The sequence below is a fragment of the Arthrobacter oryzae genome, assembly GCF_030812315.1.
GTDB lineage: Bacteria > Actinomycetota > Actinomycetes > Actinomycetales > Micrococcaceae > Arthrobacter > Arthrobacter oryzae_B.
The window spans coordinates 14,669-29,533 of sequence record NZ_JAUSSM010000003.1 but is presented as its reverse complement, the minus strand read 5'-3'; the positions used below and the strand labels follow the sequence as shown (position 1 = coordinate 29,533).

Genomic DNA, 14,865 nt, shown 5'->3' with positions numbered 1-14,865 from the left:
TTAATCCTTTGTGGTTTCGGAATCGCTGAGCGGGTACGCGACGTACGCGAACCGGGTGGAACCGGGCGACCAGCTGTTGACGTTGAGCGTACCTTGGCCGCCGAAGAGGGACCACGTATGCAGCGGCGTGGTCCAGTCGCCGGTAGAGACGAGCACGACGTCGACCGGCAGGTCCGCGGGGTGGCCCACCGTGCCGCCGGGAAAACGGATATAGCTGGCCAACCGCCCGTCGGGGGAGAGGTGCGGGAACCAGTCGACGGTTTCGGATTCGAGGAGCTGCTCGAAGCCTCCTCCGTTCACTTTGATACGGGCGAGTTGGGCGTGGCCGGGTGTCGACGTAAAGGACTCCGTGTTCAAGTAGAGCCATTTCCCGTCGGGCGAATATTCGGGCCCGTCGCAGTGGCCTGCGCCGACGTCAGCGGCGGCGGTAACGCCGCCGTCGGACGCCATGGTCATGAGTTTGCCGGGTTGCGTGAAGTCGCCGGCTTCAATTCCCACGTAGGCCAGCTCCTGACCGTCCGGGCTGACGCCGTGGAGGAAGTGGAAGGACCCGTCGTCGTTGGTGATCCTCTCGGCCGCCCCGCCGTTGAGTTCTGCGCGGTAGATGTGGCCATCATTCGCCGAGAGGAAGATCTGTTCACCGTCGGGCGCCAGGACGTGATCGTTGTTCAGGTCCGGGACCCCGGTGAGGGGGACCTGCGCGACGGCGCAGGTCCCGACATCAAGGCTCCACAGCTTTCCGTCCCCGTTGAGGATGAGGGCGGAGCCGTCGAGGGTCCAATTCGGTGCCTCGAGGAGGACGTCGTCCGTTGTGTGCACCAGCTGGGAGTGCCCCGTGACGGACGCAATCCAGACCTCGCAGCGCTGCCCGGGCTGGAGGGTACGCAGCATAGCTAGAGTTCCTGTTCAGTCATGACGCCTCTTGAGTTTTTGTCCAGATAACGTCGCCAAATCGCGCTCGAAGTCGCGTTATCTGGACAAAAACACTGTCGGTCTGGCCGGGTCTGTCGGTCTGGCCGGGTGTGCCGGGTGGTCAGTCCTTGCTGCTGAAGGCGGCGTCGAAGCTGGTCTGCGACGCCGGGAAGTCGAACTTTTTCAGGGCGGCGAGGGCTTCGGGGGCGCCGTGCAGGCGGTCCATGCCGGCGTCTTCCCATTCGACGGAGATGGGGCCGTCGTAGCCGATGGCGGTGAGGGCGCGGAAGGACGATTCCCAGGGGACGTCGCCGCGGCCGGCGGAGACGAAGTCCCAGCCGCGTCGCGGGTCGCCCCAGGGCAGGTGGGAGCCCATGACGGTGTTCCGGCCGGTGGGGCGGAGCTTGGTGTCCTTGCAGTCCACGTGGTAGATCCGGTCCTTGAAGTCCCAGATGAAGGAGACGGGGTCGATGCCCTGCCACATGAAGTGGGACGGGTCCCAGTTCAGGCCGAATGCGGGCCGGTGTCCGATCGCTTCGAGGGTGCGGACGGTGGTCCAGTAGTCGTAGGCGATCTCGGAGGGGTGGACTTCGTGGGCGAAGCGGACGCCGCATTCGTCGAAGACGTCAAGGATGGGGTTCCAGCGGTCCGCGAAGTCCTGGTAGCCGGCCTCGATGACTTTCTCGGGGACGGGCGGGAACATGGCGACGTACTGCCAGATGGAGGAGCCGGTGAATCCGACGACGGTGTCCACGCCGAGGGCTTTGGCGAGCCGGGCGGTGTGCTTCATTTCCTCGGCGGCGCGCTGCCGGACGCCTTCGGGGTCGCCGTCGCCCCAGACCTTGGATCCGACGATGGCTTCGTGGCGGAAGTCGATGGGGTCATCGCAGACGGCCTGGCCCTTGAGGTGGTTGGAGATGGCCCAGACCTTCAGGTTGTACTTCTCCAGGACGGCGAGTTTGGAGTCGACGTAGCCGGGTTCGTCCCAGCGCCAGGCGTCCAGGTGGTCCCCGGAGACGGCGATTTCCAGGCCGTCGTAGCCCCAGCCGGAAGCCAGCTTGGCGACTTCCTCGAACGGGAGGTCGGCCCACTGGCCGGTGAACAGGGTGTACGGGCGGGGCATGTCAGGCTCCTTCGGTGGCGGATGTATGGGGTGAGGCGAGCTGGATGATGGAGGACTTGGCATTGGCGGATTCTTCGACGGCGGCCAGCACCCGCTGCACGGCCAGTCCCTCCTCGAACGACGGCGACGGCGGGGTGCCGCCGTTGACCGCGGCCAGGAAGTCCCGGATTTCGTGTGTGAACGTGTGTTCCCAGCCGATCACATGGCCCTGCGGCCACCAGGCAGCCATGTACGGGTGCCCGGGTTCGTTGACGAGGATGCGCCGGAAGCCCTGTTCCCGGACCGGGACGGTGGCGTCCAGGAAGCCGAGTTCGTTGATGGCTTCAAGGTCGAAGAGCAGGGAGCCCTTGTCGCCGTAGATCTCGAGCTTGAGGGAGTTCTTCTGTCCTGTGGCCATGCGCGAGACTTCCACCGAGGCGATGGTCCCGGTGTCCAGTGTCAGCGTGGCCCAGGCGGCGTCGTCGACCGTCACTTCTTCGGGGCCGTGCGCCCCGGGGCGGCTGGTCACGAAGGTGTGCAGCCGGCCGGAGACCTCGGTGACCGTGCCGCCCAGGAGGAACAGGACCTGGTCGATCGCGTGGGAGGCGATGTCGCCCAGGGCCCCGGACCCGGCGGTTTCCTTGTTCAGCCGCCAGGTCATGGGGGAGTCGGAGTCCACCAGCCAGTCCTGCAGGTACGCGGCCCGGACGTGCCGGACTGTCCCGAGCCGGCCCTCGGCGATGAGCTCCTTCGCGAGGGCCAGGGCCGGGACGCGGCGGTAGTTGAAACCGATCATGGACTGCACGCCGCGTTCACGGGCCGCCTGGGCGGCTTCGGTCATGGCCTCTGCTTCGGCCAGGGTGTTTGCCAGGGGCTTCTCGACCAGGACGTGCTTGCCGGCCTCGAGGGCTGCGATGGCGATCTCGGCATGCATCCAGCCAGGGGCGCAGATGTCCACGATGTCAATGTCGTCCCGGTCAAGGACCGAGCGCCAGTCCGTGGCGGACTCCGCCCACCCGTATTTCTCAGCGGCGGCGGCGACCTGCCCGGCGTCCCGGCCCACGAGCACTTTCTGCTCGAAGGCCGGAACGTCGAAGTAGGACGCAACGTTCCGCCACGCGTTCGAGTGGGCCTTGCCCATAAACGCGTAGCCGATCATCGCCACGCCCAGGGGCGGGCCGGCCGGTGCGGAGGTGTTGAAGGTGCTGCTGTCCGCCGACGGCGGGGGCGTGTGCGCCGTGTTCATGATGATGCTCCTCATAACTAAGGTGGCTGGCCGCGAACGGCGCTTGCTCGGCTGGCCGGGTAAGGGTTCTGCTGGTTCCTACTTCATTGTGCCTACTTGACGGCGCCGGCGGACAGGCCTGCGACCAGATGCTTCTGGACCAGGATGAAGCCGATCAGGACGGGAAGGCTGACCACCACGGAGGCGGCCATGAGCTGGTTCCAGAACACGTCGGATTCGCTGGCGTAGGCCTTGAGCCCCAGGGACAGGGTCTTGGTGGCCTCGTTGGTCAGGACAGAGGCGAACAACACCTCTCCCCAGGCTGAGATGAAGGAGTACACCGCCACCGCAATGATGCCCGGCTTGGCCACCGGCAGGATGACCCGGAAGAGGGCGCCCATCCGGCCGGTGCCGTCGATCATCGAAGCCTCTTCCAGCTCCTTCGGGATGGATGCGAAGTAGCCGCTCAGCATCCAGATTGCGAAAGGCAAAGTGAACGTCATATAGGTGATGATGAGCCCGAGGTAGGACCCCTGCAGCTGCAGCCCGGTCATGTTCCGGATCTGCGTGAAGATCAGGTAGAGCGGCAGGAGGAACAGGATGCCGGGGAACATTTGCGTGGACAGGACCGTCAGGCTGAAGGCCCGCTTGCCCTTGAACTGCAGTCGGGCGATGGCGTAGGCGGCCAGTACGGCGACCGTGACGGAGCAGGCTGTGGCGCAGATGGTGATGATGAGGCTGTTCTGGAAGTACTTGGCCAGCGGCACGGTGGTCCAGATGTCGAGGTACGGGGAGGCGGTGATCTCCCGGGGGATCCACTGGAACAGCCCGGAGACGTCCTTGAGCGGTTTCAGCGATGTGGATACCACCACGTAGAGCGGGATGGCCACCCAGAGGGACAGGATTGTCAGGACCACGTTCCTGAGGATTCGGAAGTTGCGGGTCTCAATCATTGTCGGCCCCCTTGGGCAGCACCATGCGGATGTAGAAAACGGAGGCAATGAACAGTGCGATGAGCAGCAGGACGCTCATGGCGCCGCCCAGGCCGAAGTTCCAGCTGCCGAATGAATTCTGGTAGATCAGTGGCGAAATGAGGGTAGCTTCCTTCGGAGACGAGGCGCCGAACAGGACAAAGGGAATGTTGAACTGGTTGAAGGTCCAGAGCGACATCACCATGAGGAGCACACCGTTGGCCGGGCGGACCATGGGCAGCGTGATCGTGCGGAACTGCTGCCAGAGTGACGCTCCGTCGATGGCCGCAGCTTCGTAGACGTCCGTGGGGACATTCTGGAGGGCCGCCATCAGCATGAGGAACGCGAAGGGCCACAGCTGCCAGACGTTCACCACGATCATGGCGCCGAAGGAGTTCTCGCCCAGCAACCAGAAGGGCCGCTCGTCACCGAAAAGATGGAAGGTGTCCACCAGGATCTGGTTTACGGCGCCGTCGCGCTGGTTGAACATGAAGGCCCATGCGATGGTTCCGACGTACGCCGGGAGTGCATAGGGAACCAGGAAGAACGTGCGCAGGACCGCACGGCCCTTGAAATTGGAGGAAAGGAACACGGCGCCCGCCATGCCCAGCACCCAGGAGAAGCCGACCACCAGCACGGTATAGCCCAAGGTCCGGCCGACTGTGCTGAAGAATGCCTGTCCGATGGTGCTTTCAGGGTTGAGGCCGTTGACGAAGTTCTGCAGGCCCACGAAGGGGGCGTTGAGCCAGTTGGTGAGATTGAGCTGGGTCAGGGAGATGAACGCGATCCAGATGCCCAGGAGCATGGGGCCGATGTGGATCAGGAGTTCGAGGATCGCGGCCGGGAGGATCAGGCCGTACGGGAGGAATGAGCGGCGCCGCTTGCGTACTGGCGGTGCGGTGGCGGCCTTCGGTTGGCCGGGCTCAGGATCAAGGGCAGCTGTGCTGCCTGCAGCGGCGGGGCCGCTGTCCAGTGCTGAATGGGACATGGAAACTCCTTTGCCGGAGTGGGGGCACCGCAGTTCGGCGGCGCCCCCGCTCACTGGGCCTGGTTACTGGGCCGCGGCCATCTGGTTGTTGGCGTCCTTGAGGGCCGCCCGGATGTCATCTTCGGAAACGGTTCCGGTGGCCGCCTTGGCAAAGAGGTTCTTGATTGCCGTGCCGGTGAGGGTCTCCATCTGGCCCTCTTTCGCGATCAGGGGCATGGGCAGCGAGTGGTTGGCCAGGGCATCATTCTTTGCCTTGACCTCCTCGGTCTGGAATGCCGCGTCGCTCGAGGCGGTGGTCACCACGGGCAGCGAGGAGTACGCCTTGTTCAGGGCAACCTGCTCCTCGTCACTGGTCAGGAAAGCTGCCAGCTTGATGGCATTCGCCTTGTTGTCGCTGTTCTTGAAGACGCTCAGGTTGATCCCGGCGACGTGGCTCTGGGTGCCGGCATCGCCGGTGGCACCGGCCGTCATCATGGGGATCGGGGCGACGCCCCAATCCTTGAAGTCGCGGGCGGCGAAGTTCTTCAGCGGGCTCTGATCGAACATCATGGCAGCCTTGCCGTTGATGACGTTGTCCACTTTCTGGCTTCCCTGGCTGAGCTCGGCGTCCGACGGCGACATCACCTTGTGCGTGGCCATCAGGTCCACGAACTGCTTGACACCCTCCACCTGGGGATCGCTGTCAAAGGTCGGTTTTCCTTCCGCGTCGAAGAGAGTGCCGCCGTTCTGGAGGCCCCGGACGAATGCCTGGTGCGAGTTGGCGGACACGGATGCTCCGGCGGCCGTGAAGCCCCACTGATCCGGTTTGCCGTCGCCGTTGGTGTCCTTGGTGAGCTTCTTGGCGTCGGCCACAAACTCGTCCCAGGTGGTGGGCGCCTTCTCTATGCCGGCTTCCTTGAACATTTTGGTGTTGTAGTACATGTTGTACGCCAGGCCGTAGAGCGGCACCGATGTCGGGGTCTTGCCTTCTGCGCCGCCGGTGGACCAGCTGGTCTTGAGGAAGCGGTCCTTGCCGCCGACCGCTTCCAGCAGCTCGCCTTCGACGGGCTCAAATGCGCCTGTCTCCTGGAGCGTTACGGCCCAGGTATTGCCGATGTTCAGGACATCAGGGCCGTCGCCGCTGGTGACTGCCGTGAGGATGCGGTTGTAGAGGTCAGTCCAGCTGATGACTTCCAGCTGGACCTTGACTCCGGTCTTTTCGGTGAATCGGTCCAGGGACGGCTTGAGCTTGGCTGCCGTGTCATCCAGGCTGTTGCCTTGGTCAGAGGCCCAGTAGGTGATGGTGTCGCTGGAGGCTTGGCTGCTGCCGCCGCCGCAGGCGCTCAGGCTGAGTGCCATGGCGGCCGTTGCGGCAAAGGCCGACAGGACTTTCAGGGGATTTTTCATGGTGCTCCGGTTTCTCGTCGTCGAGCTGGGAAGCTGATGCTGGGTGGTGCTAGGCGGAGATGGTTGCTGCCGTCGGGTCCCAGTCCTCGGGCAGGGCCGGGACCTTGGCGGCGGAACTTTCGACGTCCACGAAGGCGCGGTTGTCGATGGACTCCGAGATCGAGGCCATGGTGTCGAGGATGTGGAAAGCCAGCTCACCCTGTGCTCGGTGCGGCCGCCCTTCGCGGATGGCGCGGGCCATTTCCAGCACTCCGGCGCCGCGGCTGGCGGTGGAGCCGACCGACGGGACTACGGTCCAGTCGTCGGAACCGATCGCGCAGATTCGGATGTCGCCGTCGAAGTTGTTCGGATCCGGAAGCGCAATCGTCGCGTCGGAGCCGGTGATCTCGACAAAGCCGGCGCGCTTGAACGGTGAATCGAAGCTGAAGATGCTCTGGGCCGATTCGCCACCCTCGAACTCCAGGATGGAACTGACATGCGTCGGCACCGTGACGTCGAACTCCTCGCCGGCCTTGGGACCGGAGCCGATCACCCGAGATTCGCGGGACTTCGAACCGAACGCGGCCACCCGGCGGACACTGCCGAAGGTCTGGACGAGGGTGGTCAGGTAATAGGGGCCGATGTCGAACAGCGGACCGGCGCCGTCCTGGAACAGGAAGGCGGGATTTGGGTGCCAGGATTCCGGGCCGGGTGACTGCATCAGGGTCAAGGCGGTCAGCGGCGTGCCGATGTCGCCACGCTCGATCATCCGTCGGGCCGTCTGCAGGCCGGCACCGAGGAACGTGTCCGGGGCGCAGCCCAGCCGCACGCCGGCGGCGTCAGCCACCTTGAGCAGGCCCAGCCCGCTTTCCCGGTCCAGTGAGAACGGCTTTTCGCTCCAGACATGCTTGCCGGCGTTCACGGCCTGGGTGGCCACTTCGACGTGCGCTGCGGGGATGGTCAGGTTGATGACAATCTCGACGTCGGGATCGCCCAGGACCGCGTCGATGCCGCCATGGTTCGCGATCCCGTACTCGGCGGCCCGCGTGGCTGCGGCCTCCTCGAACAGGTCTCCGATCGCTACGACCCGGACGTCCGGGAAACTGGTGAGGTTGTCCAGGTATTGTTTGCTGATCACACCAGCGCCGATGATGCCGACGCCGACCGGGCCGGAACCCAAGGGGCCAAAATCGGTTCCTGCTGCGTGGCTCATGCGGAGACCTTCCCGGCGTTGAGGTAGTTGTAGCTGTCCCGAACGGCATCGAACATGTCGCCCTGGAAATCGTCGAGTTCCACCACGGCGGCTTCGAGCGAGCGGGCAGCGTCCAGCACGTCCCAGATCGGCATCTTGCCGTCGCCGACGGCGAGCTGGCTGGACGGATCGGAGGTGACGGGGCCGTCCTTGATGTGAATGAACTTGACCCGGTCGCCGAGCCGGGCGAGCAGTTCGGCCGGGTTCTGGCCGCCCACTGCTGCCCAGTAGGTGTCGAGTTCCAGGACAACTTCAGGGGCCAGATTGTCGGCGAGGTGTTCGATGGCGGTCTTGCCGTCGATCACGGACTCCACTTCCCACCAGTGGTTGTGGTAGCCGACGCGGACCCCGTATGCAGCGCCTTTGGCGGCGGCGGCGTTGAGCTGTTCGGCGGTTTCCTTAATATCTTCGATCGTGTTCCAGCGCTCGATCGGAACGTGCGGGTCAATGACGGTGCCGATTCCCAGCTGCCGTGCTGCGGTGAAGATGGCGTCCTGGTCATCGCTGAGCAGGGGGGCGTGGCCGGACGGCGCGGTGAGGTTGTTCTCTGCCAAGGCTTGCTTGAGTTCAGCGGCTTTGGCGACGAAACGGTAGGGCTCAACCATGGTGAAGCCGATTTCAGCCAGGCGCTGGATGGTTCCAGCGAGATCCTCTTCCAGGGCCTTGCGGACCGTGTAGAGCTGGATCGAGTATGACACTGTCTCTCCTCGTCGTTGGGGTAAGAGGGTGCCCGTCAAATCCCGGATCGCACTCAGGCTCAGGTGACACCGCTCACAGATCAAGCTAGAGGTACTTTTGTCGAGCGTCAAGCAAAAGTTGAAAAGTCATCGACGATCTTTCGACGGCGTGACATGCATAAGAGCTTCGTGCTATCACTGACTCATGAGTCCAACGTCTGGGAAAGAGCCCGGCACCGAACCCGGAACCGACACCGCTGCCGATGGTGGCGGGAGTCTTTCGCGCGCCGGCGATCTCTTCCAGCTGCTCCGCGACGGCAAGGCGCGCACGCGGGCCGAGCTGGCCCTGACCACCGGCCTGGCGCGGTCCACGGTGGCCGCACGAATTGACGCGCTGATCTCCTCCGGGCTGGTGGGACCTGCCGGTGAGGCGACCTCCAGCGGCGGCCGGCCGCCGTCGCGCTTTGCCTTCAACCCCGCCGCGCGCTCCGTCCTGGCAGTCGACGTGGGCGCAACGCACGTGATCGTTGCCGTCACCGACCTGGGCGGCAACGTCCTCGCCGAGCGGCGCCTCGCCCAGGACGTGGCCGAGGGCCCGGAAACCGTCCTGGGCCGGGTGGTCGAGGAGGGCAAAATGCTCCTCACCGAGGCCGGCCGGACTCCGGCGGACCTCGCCGGCATCGGGATCGGGCTGCCCGGGCCCGTGGAACACGCCACCGGGATGCCGGTAAAGCCGCCCATCATGCCCGGCTGGGACGGATTCGACGTGGCCCGCTACGTCCAGCGCTCGCTGCCGGTCCCGGTGCTGGTGGACAACGACGTCAACATCATGGCCCTCGGCGAACGCACGGCCCACTGGCCGGAGCACGACAACTTCCTCTTCATCAAGGTGGCCACCGGCATCGGTGCGGGCATCATCAGCAGCGGTGAACTGCAGCGCGGTGCCAACGGAACAGCGGGCGACCTTGGCCACGTACGGGTCCCGCGCGGTGATGACGTCCTCTGCCGCTGCGGCAACTACGGCTGCCTCGAAGCACTGGCGTCGGGTCCCGCCGTGGCGCGGGAACTGGCCGGCCAGGGACTGGCTGCCGAGAAGGGCGGGGATGTCCTGCGGCTGGTCGCCGCGGGAAACCTGCAGGCAATCCAGGCGCTGCGCCAGGCCGGCCGCGATGTGGGGGACGTGCTGGCAACAGTGGTGAACCTGCTGAACCCGTCGGTGATCGTGATCGGCGGGAGCCTGGGCCAGGCCGGCGAGCACCTGATGGCAGGCGTACGGGAAGTGGTTTACCGGCGGTCCCTGCCGCTGGCCACATCACACTTGCGGATAGCGCTCTCGATGGCCGGGGACCAGGCAGCCATCCTCGGTGCCAGCCAGATGGTCACGCAGCATGTGCTGTCTCCTGCCGTGATAGAAGCCACCCTGCAGGCTACGGGATAACGCCCGTCATGCGGCTGCGGGCGTGATAGCAATGAGTTGATGACACCGATTTCCAGCTCCCGCACCAAGCCGCAGCCCGCCTCATGACGGCGAGTATCCTCGCGAGGATGCCGCGCGGCTGGATCCTGCTGGCGAGCATCGGACTCATCGCGCTGAACATGCGTGGCCCGTTTGTGGCTGTTGCCCCCGTGGTGGGCCCGATGCAGCAGGACCTCGGGTTCTCGCCGGTGGAACTGGGGCTGCTGACCGGCATTCCCGTGCTGTGTTTTTCCCTGGCGGCGCCGCTTGCCTCGTTTGCGGGCCGGAAATTCGGTGCCGAATTCGCCATCATGCTTACGCTGCTCGGGGTGCTTGCCGGTGTCATTGTCCGCTCGGCCGGAAACGGCGCCCTGGTGCTGTTCGGAACCGTCCTCATCGGCCTGGCCATCACCATCGGCAATATCGCTGTCCCGCTGATCATCCGCCGCGACTTTTCACCGCGGCGCCAGGGGACGGCCATGGGCATCTACACCGCTGCCCTGAACATCGGCTCGTTCCTCACCTCCGTGGTTACCGCGCCGCTGGCGGAGCTTGCCGGGTGGCGGCTGTCCCTCGCAGCCAGCGGGCTCTTCGCCGTGGCAGCCACGGTTTTCTGGGTGATGTCAGTGGGGCGCAATGCCTTCGTTCCCGCAGCCGTCGATGATTCCAATCCCCGGCCCTCCGGCGGGCGGCCGTCGTCCCGCTGGATTACCGCCGGGCTGACAGCGGGCTTTGCGGGGCAGGCCTTCTCCTACTACGGCGTCACGGCCTGGCTGCCGACCTTCCTGATCGACGAACTCGGCATGGCACCCTCCGCCGCCGGCGCAGGGTCCTCCCTCTTCCAGATCCTCGCCATTGTGGGCGGCCTGGGGGTGCCGATGGTGGCCAGGTTTGCCAGTACGACGGCGGTGGCGGTCACCCTGGGCACGATGTGGCTGACCGTTCCCCTTGGCCTGCTGCTGGCTCCGGAGCTGTGGTGGCTCTGGTCCTCCGTGGGCGGAGCGGCGCAGGGCGGCGGCATCACGCTCATCTTCATTGCCATCATCAAGCTGGCCCGCGACCAGGCATCCGCCGGCCGGATGTCCGCCATCGTCCAGGGCGTGGGGTACTCGGTGGGCGCGGCCGCACCGACCCTCCTGGGCTATGTCCACAGCCTTTCCGGGTCCTGGACCAACCCCATGCTGCTGATCCTCGGCTCCGTGGCGGCGTTCTTCCTGGGCACGACGCTCTCCGTGCGGAAGGTCCCCAAGACCCGCTGACGCGTCCCGCCGTCGTCGTACTTCCCCGCCCCGGAACTCCCAGCGCGAACGGACACATAAGCCCCCACAAAAAAGCGCGAACGGACACATAAGCCCCCACAAAAAAGCGCGAACGGACAGTTGAGGCCCTCAGCCAAGGTCCTCAACTGTCCGTTCGCGCTTAATGGTGGTTCCGCTGCCGGGCGGCCGCCCCGGATTTCGGGGTGCCTGTTGCGGAGGGCGTGGCCGCCCGGCAAGCGGAAACTTTGGGATTCCTAGGCGGCCGCGAGCTCCGCGTCCTCAATCGGCCCCTCGGAACGGTCGCGGGACTCGTGCAGGAAGCGGGCGTAGGCGGGAAGGGTCAGGAACGTGGGGAACGCGTCGGCCAGGGTGACTTCCTCGAAGATGTCCCGCGCGTCGGCGAAGCGGTCGCCTTCGAAGCGTTCGAGATTCGTGAATTCCTGGTCAAGCATGTCCTCCACCCACTCGCGGGTGATGATTTCGCCGTGGTCGGTGATGGCGTGGGAGTAGATCCATTGCCAGATCTGCGAGCGGGAGATCTCCGCGGTGGCGGCGTCCTCCATCAGGTTGTGGATGGCCACCGCACCGTTGCCGCGCAGCCAGGACTCGATGTAGCGGATCCCGACCTCGATGTTGTTCCTGATGCCCTGTTCGGTGATGGTGCCGGTGGTGGCGGCGATGTCCAGCAGCGCCCGGTCATCCGGCGTGACGTCCTCGCGGAGGCGGTCCAGCTGGTTCGGCCGGTCGCCAAGGACGCCGTCGAACACCTCGCGGCACACCGGAACCAGGTCCGGGTGGGCAACCCAGGAGCCGTCAAAGCCGTCGCCGGCCTCACGGGTCTTGTCCGCACGGACCTTCTCGAAGGCGATGGCGTTGGCTGCCTCGTCCTTGCGGTTCGGGACAGCTGCGGCCATGCCGCCGATGGCCATGGCGCCGCGCTTGTGGCAGGCACGGACCAGCTGCTCGGTGTAGGCGCGCATGAACGGGGCCGTCATGGTCACCTGCACGCGGTCAGGGAGGACGAAGCGGGGGCCGCGGGTGCGGAAGTTCTTGATCATGGAGAAGATGTAGTCCCAGCGGCCGGCGTTCAGGCCCGCCGCGTGGTCGCGGAGTTCATACAGGATCTCTTCCATCTCAAAGGAGGCCGTGATGGTCTCGATCAGCACCGTGGCGCGGATGGTGCCCTGCGGGATGCCCAGCAGGTCCTGGGCCAGGATGAAGATGTCGTTCCACAGGCGTGCTTCGAGGTGGTTTTCGATCTTCGGCAGGTAGAAGTACGGGCCCTTGCCCTGGGCCAGCAGGCGGCGGGCGTTGTGGAAGAAGTACAGGCCGAAGTCCACGATGCCACCGGCGATCGGTTCGCCGTCGATGAGCATGTGCTTTTCCGGCAGGTGCCAGCCGCGGGGGCGGACCACGATGGTGGGCAGTTCGCCGGCCGGGCGGAGCTTGTAGTCCTTGCTGCGTCCGTCGGAGGTCGAGGTGAAGTCGATCCGGCGTTCCAGCGCGTCCGCGAGGTTGAGCTGGCCCTGGATGACGTTCCGCCACGACGGCGTGGAGGAGTCTTCCATGTCGGCAAGCCATACTTTGGCGCCCGAGTTCAGCGCGTTGATGGTCATCTTCTTGTCCACCGGGCCCGTGATCTCCACGCGGCGGTCCTCCAGGCCCGGGGCCGGGGGAGCGACGCGCCAGTTCGGATCATTGCGGACGGACTCGGTCTCGCGGAGGAACCGCGGGTCCTGCCCCTTGGCGATTTCGGCCCGTCGGTTGCGGCGGCCCTGCAGCAGCTCCTGCCGCCGCGCCGTGGTGGCCCGGTGCAGCTTGGCCACAAACGCCAGGGCGTCCGGCGTCAGCACCTCGCTCTGCCGGCAAATAGGCTGCGCGGTCAGTGTGATCCCGTTGATCGTGAAGTTGTCAGTGAAGCTGTTCATTTCGATTGCTCCTTAAAAGCAAGAAGGGAAGTTCGACGGCGGGCGGTGACATTAGGTGAGATCCGCACGAGGCCGAAGGAGCCGGTGATGCGACAGCCTGCGTAAAGGGGCCCTGTGCCCGCCCCCGACCGAGTTCTACGAGGTCATGGGGCGGGCATGGGGATAGCAGGCAGAGCATTGCCGGTCCGAAGGCCGACGGACATAAGGCCCGCCGTCGGAAGTGTTAGTGGAACTGGCCCTCTTCGGTCGATCCGACCAGGGCGAGGGTGGATGCGTTCGGGTTGAGCGCAGTGGCGATGTCGTCGAAGTAGCCGGTGCCGACTTCGCGCTGGTGCTTGGTCGCGGTGTAGCCGCGGGACTCGGAGGCGAATTCCTTTTCCTGGAGCTCGACGTAGGCGCTCATGCCTTCACGGGCGTAACCGTGGGCGAGATCGAACATCGAGTAGTTCAGGGCGTGGAAGCCGGCCAGGGTGATGAACTGGAAGGTGAAACCCATGGCGCCGAGTTCACGCTGGAACTTGGCGATGGTGGCGTCGTCCAGGTGCTTGCGCCAGTTGAACGACGGCGAGCAGTTGTAGGAGAGCATCTGGTCCGGGAACTCGGCCTTGACGGCCTCGGCGAACTTGCGGGCCAGTTCGAGGTCCGGGGTGCCCGTTTCCATCCAGATGAGGTCGGAGTACGGGGCGTAGGCCTTGGCGCGGGCGATGCAGGGTTCGATGCCGTTGCGGACCTTGTAGAAGCCCTCAGCGGTGCGGACCGGCTGGCCCCCTTCGCGGAGGATGAATTCCTGGTCGCGCTCGTCGACGTCGGAGGTGATCAGGGTTGCTGCCTCGGCGTCGGTGCGGGCGATGACCACCGACGGGGTGCCGGCGACGTCGGCGGCCAGGCGGGCCGCGTTCAGGGTGCGGACGTGCTGCTGGGTGGGGATCAGCACCTTGCCGCCGAGGTGGCCGCACTTCTTCTCCGAAGCGAGCTGGTCCTCCCAGTGAACGCCCGAGGCGCCGGCCTGGATCATGGATTTCATGAGCTCGTAGGCGTTCAGCGGTCCGCCGAAGCCTGCCTCGGCGTCGGCAATGATCGGCACCATCCAGTCCTCGACGGTCTGGACGCCCTCGGAGAATTCGATCTGGTCGGCGCGGAGAAGGGCGTTGTTGATGCGGCGGACCACGGTGGGAACCGAGTTGGCCGGGTACAGCGACTGGTCCGGGTACGTGTGGCCTGAGTTGTTGGCGTCGGCGGCAACCTGCCAGCCGGACAGGTAGATGGCGCGGAGGCCGGCCTTGACCTGCTGCACGGCCTGGTTGCCGGTGAGGGCGCCCAGGGCGTTGGTGTACTTGCCTTCCTTGTGCTCTTCGGTCAGCTGCTTCCACAGCTTCTCGGAGCCGCGGCGGGCGAGGGTGTGTTCTTCGGAGACGCGGCCGCGGAGTCGGACGACGTCCGTTGCCTTGTAGTCACGGGTCACACCTTCCCAGCGGGGGTTGGCGGCCCACTCGAGCTCCAGTGCGGCGGCCTGCTCTTCGGGCGTCTGCTGGGTGGGCTCAAATGCTGCAGTCATCTTTGTCTCCTTGTTTGTGCTCCGGGTTGTCCTGGCCGACCCCGTCCTGCGCCTTTGCAGTGGGGGCCGGCCCGGACCGGTGCGGTGTTTCTTTCCGTGAGATCTACTTTTCAGCACTTTCAAGAGGGTTACTAGATGAAAACTATGGAAAGAAGTGCACTTCTTCCCGTATGCT

Annotated in this window: 12 protein-coding genes; 2 read left to right on the top strand and 10 right to left on the bottom strand. The window is 65.4% G+C overall.

The genetic code is table 11. From position 1 onward, the window contains the following. The 8 genes from J2S97_RS06875 to J2S97_RS06840 all read right to left on the bottom strand — a co-directional run bounded on the left by J2S97_RS06875 (position 1) and on the right by J2S97_RS06840 (position 8,513). Positions 1–891 (bottom strand): TolB family protein, encoded by an 891-nt coding sequence (locus tag J2S97_RS06875; RefSeq protein ID WP_307047850.1) that lies wholly within the window; start codon positions 889–891, stop codon positions 1–3. A gap of 142 nt (positions 892–1,033) precedes the next feature. Continuing rightward, a complete protein-coding gene (locus J2S97_RS06870; RefSeq protein ID WP_307047848.1) occupies positions 1,034–2,035 on the bottom strand; it encodes a sugar phosphate isomerase/epimerase family protein in 1,002 nt (333 codons plus the stop codon). 1 nt (position 2,036) lies between these two features. Then, positions 2,037–3,173: a Gfo/Idh/MocA family protein gene (locus J2S97_RS06865; protein ID WP_307048558.1), complete on the bottom strand. Its 1,137-nt coding sequence runs from the start codon at positions 3,171–3,173 to the stop codon at positions 2,037–2,039. A 179-nt stretch (positions 3,174–3,352) separates the two neighbouring features. Next, positions 3,353–4,192 (bottom strand): carbohydrate ABC transporter permease, encoded by an 840-nt coding sequence (locus J2S97_RS06860; protein WP_104174058.1) that lies wholly within the window; start codon positions 4,190–4,192, stop codon positions 3,353–3,355. Beyond that, positions 4,185–5,198, bottom strand: a complete 1,014-nt coding sequence (locus J2S97_RS06855) for a carbohydrate ABC transporter permease (protein WP_307047846.1) — start codon at positions 5,196–5,198, stop codon at positions 4,185–4,187. Before J2S97_RS06855 ends, J2S97_RS06860 begins: the two co-directional genes overlap by 8 nt. 63 nt (positions 5,199–5,261) lie before the next feature. After that, positions 5,262–6,584: an ABC transporter substrate-binding protein gene (locus J2S97_RS06850; RefSeq protein WP_307047844.1), complete on the bottom strand. Its 1,323-nt coding sequence runs from the start codon at positions 6,582–6,584 to the stop codon at positions 5,262–5,264. Between the two features lie 49 nt (positions 6,585–6,633). After that, positions 6,634–7,776 carry a Gfo/Idh/MocA family protein gene (locus J2S97_RS06845; protein ID WP_307047842.1) on the bottom strand — a complete coding sequence of 381 codons (1,143 nt, stop codon included), beginning with the start codon at positions 7,774–7,776 and terminating at the stop codon, positions 6,634–6,636. Continuing rightward, the gene (locus J2S97_RS06840; protein ID WP_307047840.1) at positions 7,773–8,513 is read right to left on the bottom strand and encodes a sugar phosphate isomerase/epimerase family protein; all 741 of its coding nucleotides are present in this window, start codon (positions 8,511–8,513) and stop codon (positions 7,773–7,775) included. Before J2S97_RS06840 ends, J2S97_RS06845 begins: the two co-directional genes overlap by 4 nt. Before the next feature lie 184 nt (positions 8,514–8,697). On the opposite strand from J2S97_RS06840, the gene J2S97_RS06835 reads away from it, so the two are divergent. Next, positions 8,698–9,930, top strand: coding sequence for an ROK family transcriptional regulator (locus J2S97_RS06835; protein WP_307047838.1), 1,233 nt, complete (start codon positions 8,698–8,700; stop codon positions 9,928–9,930). Between the two features lie 83 nt (positions 9,931–10,013). Then, positions 10,014–11,207 carry an MFS transporter gene (locus J2S97_RS06830; protein WP_307047836.1) on the top strand — a complete coding sequence of 398 codons (1,194 nt, stop codon included), beginning with the start codon at positions 10,014–10,016 and terminating at the stop codon, positions 11,205–11,207. A gap of 254 nt (positions 11,208–11,461) precedes the next feature. Here the strand turns inward: J2S97_RS06830 and aceB are convergent, their stop codons facing one another. Beyond that, a complete protein-coding gene (gene aceB / locus J2S97_RS06825) occupies positions 11,462–13,135 on the bottom strand; it encodes a malate synthase A (protein WP_307047834.1) in 1,674 nt (557 codons plus the stop codon). A 223-nt stretch (positions 13,136–13,358) separates the two neighbouring features. After that, positions 13,359–14,690, bottom strand: a complete 1,332-nt coding sequence (gene aceA, locus J2S97_RS06820) for an isocitrate lyase (RefSeq protein WP_307047832.1) — start codon at positions 14,688–14,690, stop codon at positions 13,359–13,361. Positions 14,691–14,865: the final 175 nt, after the last annotated feature.

Coding starts and splice junctions, on each gene's coding strand:
- J2S97_RS06835 (WP_307047838.1), top strand. CDS start 8,698: ATGAGTCCAACGTCTGGGAAAGAGCCCGGCACCGAACCCGGAACCGAC.
- J2S97_RS06850 (WP_307047844.1), bottom strand. CDS start 6,584: ATGAAAAATCCCCTGAAAGTCCTGTCGGCCTTTGCCGCAACGGCCGCC.
- J2S97_RS06855 (WP_307047846.1), bottom strand. CDS start 5,198: ATGTCCCATTCAGCACTGGACAGCGGCCCCGCCGCTGCAGGCAGCACA.
- J2S97_RS06845 (WP_307047842.1), bottom strand. CDS start 7,776: ATGAGCCACGCAGCAGGAACCGATTTTGGCCCCTTGGGTTCCGGCCCG.
- J2S97_RS06830 (WP_307047836.1), top strand. CDS start 10,014: ATGACGGCGAGTATCCTCGCGAGGATGCCGCGCGGCTGGATCCTGCTG.
- aceB (WP_307047834.1), bottom strand. CDS start 13,135: ATGAACAGCTTCACTGACAACTTCACGATCAACGGGATCACACTGACC.
- aceA (WP_307047832.1), bottom strand. CDS start 14,690: ATGACTGCAGCATTTGAGCCCACCCAGCAGACGCCCGAAGAGCAGGCC.
- J2S97_RS06870 (WP_307047848.1), bottom strand. CDS start 2,035: ATGCCCCGCCCGTACACCCTGTTCACCGGCCAGTGGGCCGACCTCCCG.
- J2S97_RS06865 (WP_307048558.1), bottom strand. CDS start 3,173: ATGATCGGCTACGCGTTTATGGGCAAGGCCCACTCGAACGCGTGGCGG.
- J2S97_RS06860 (WP_104174058.1), bottom strand. CDS start 4,192: ATGATTGAGACCCGCAACTTCCGAATCCTCAGGAACGTGGTCCTGACA.
- J2S97_RS06875 (WP_307047850.1), bottom strand. CDS start 891: ATGCTGCGTACCCTCCAGCCCGGGCAGCGCTGCGAGGTCTGGATTGCG.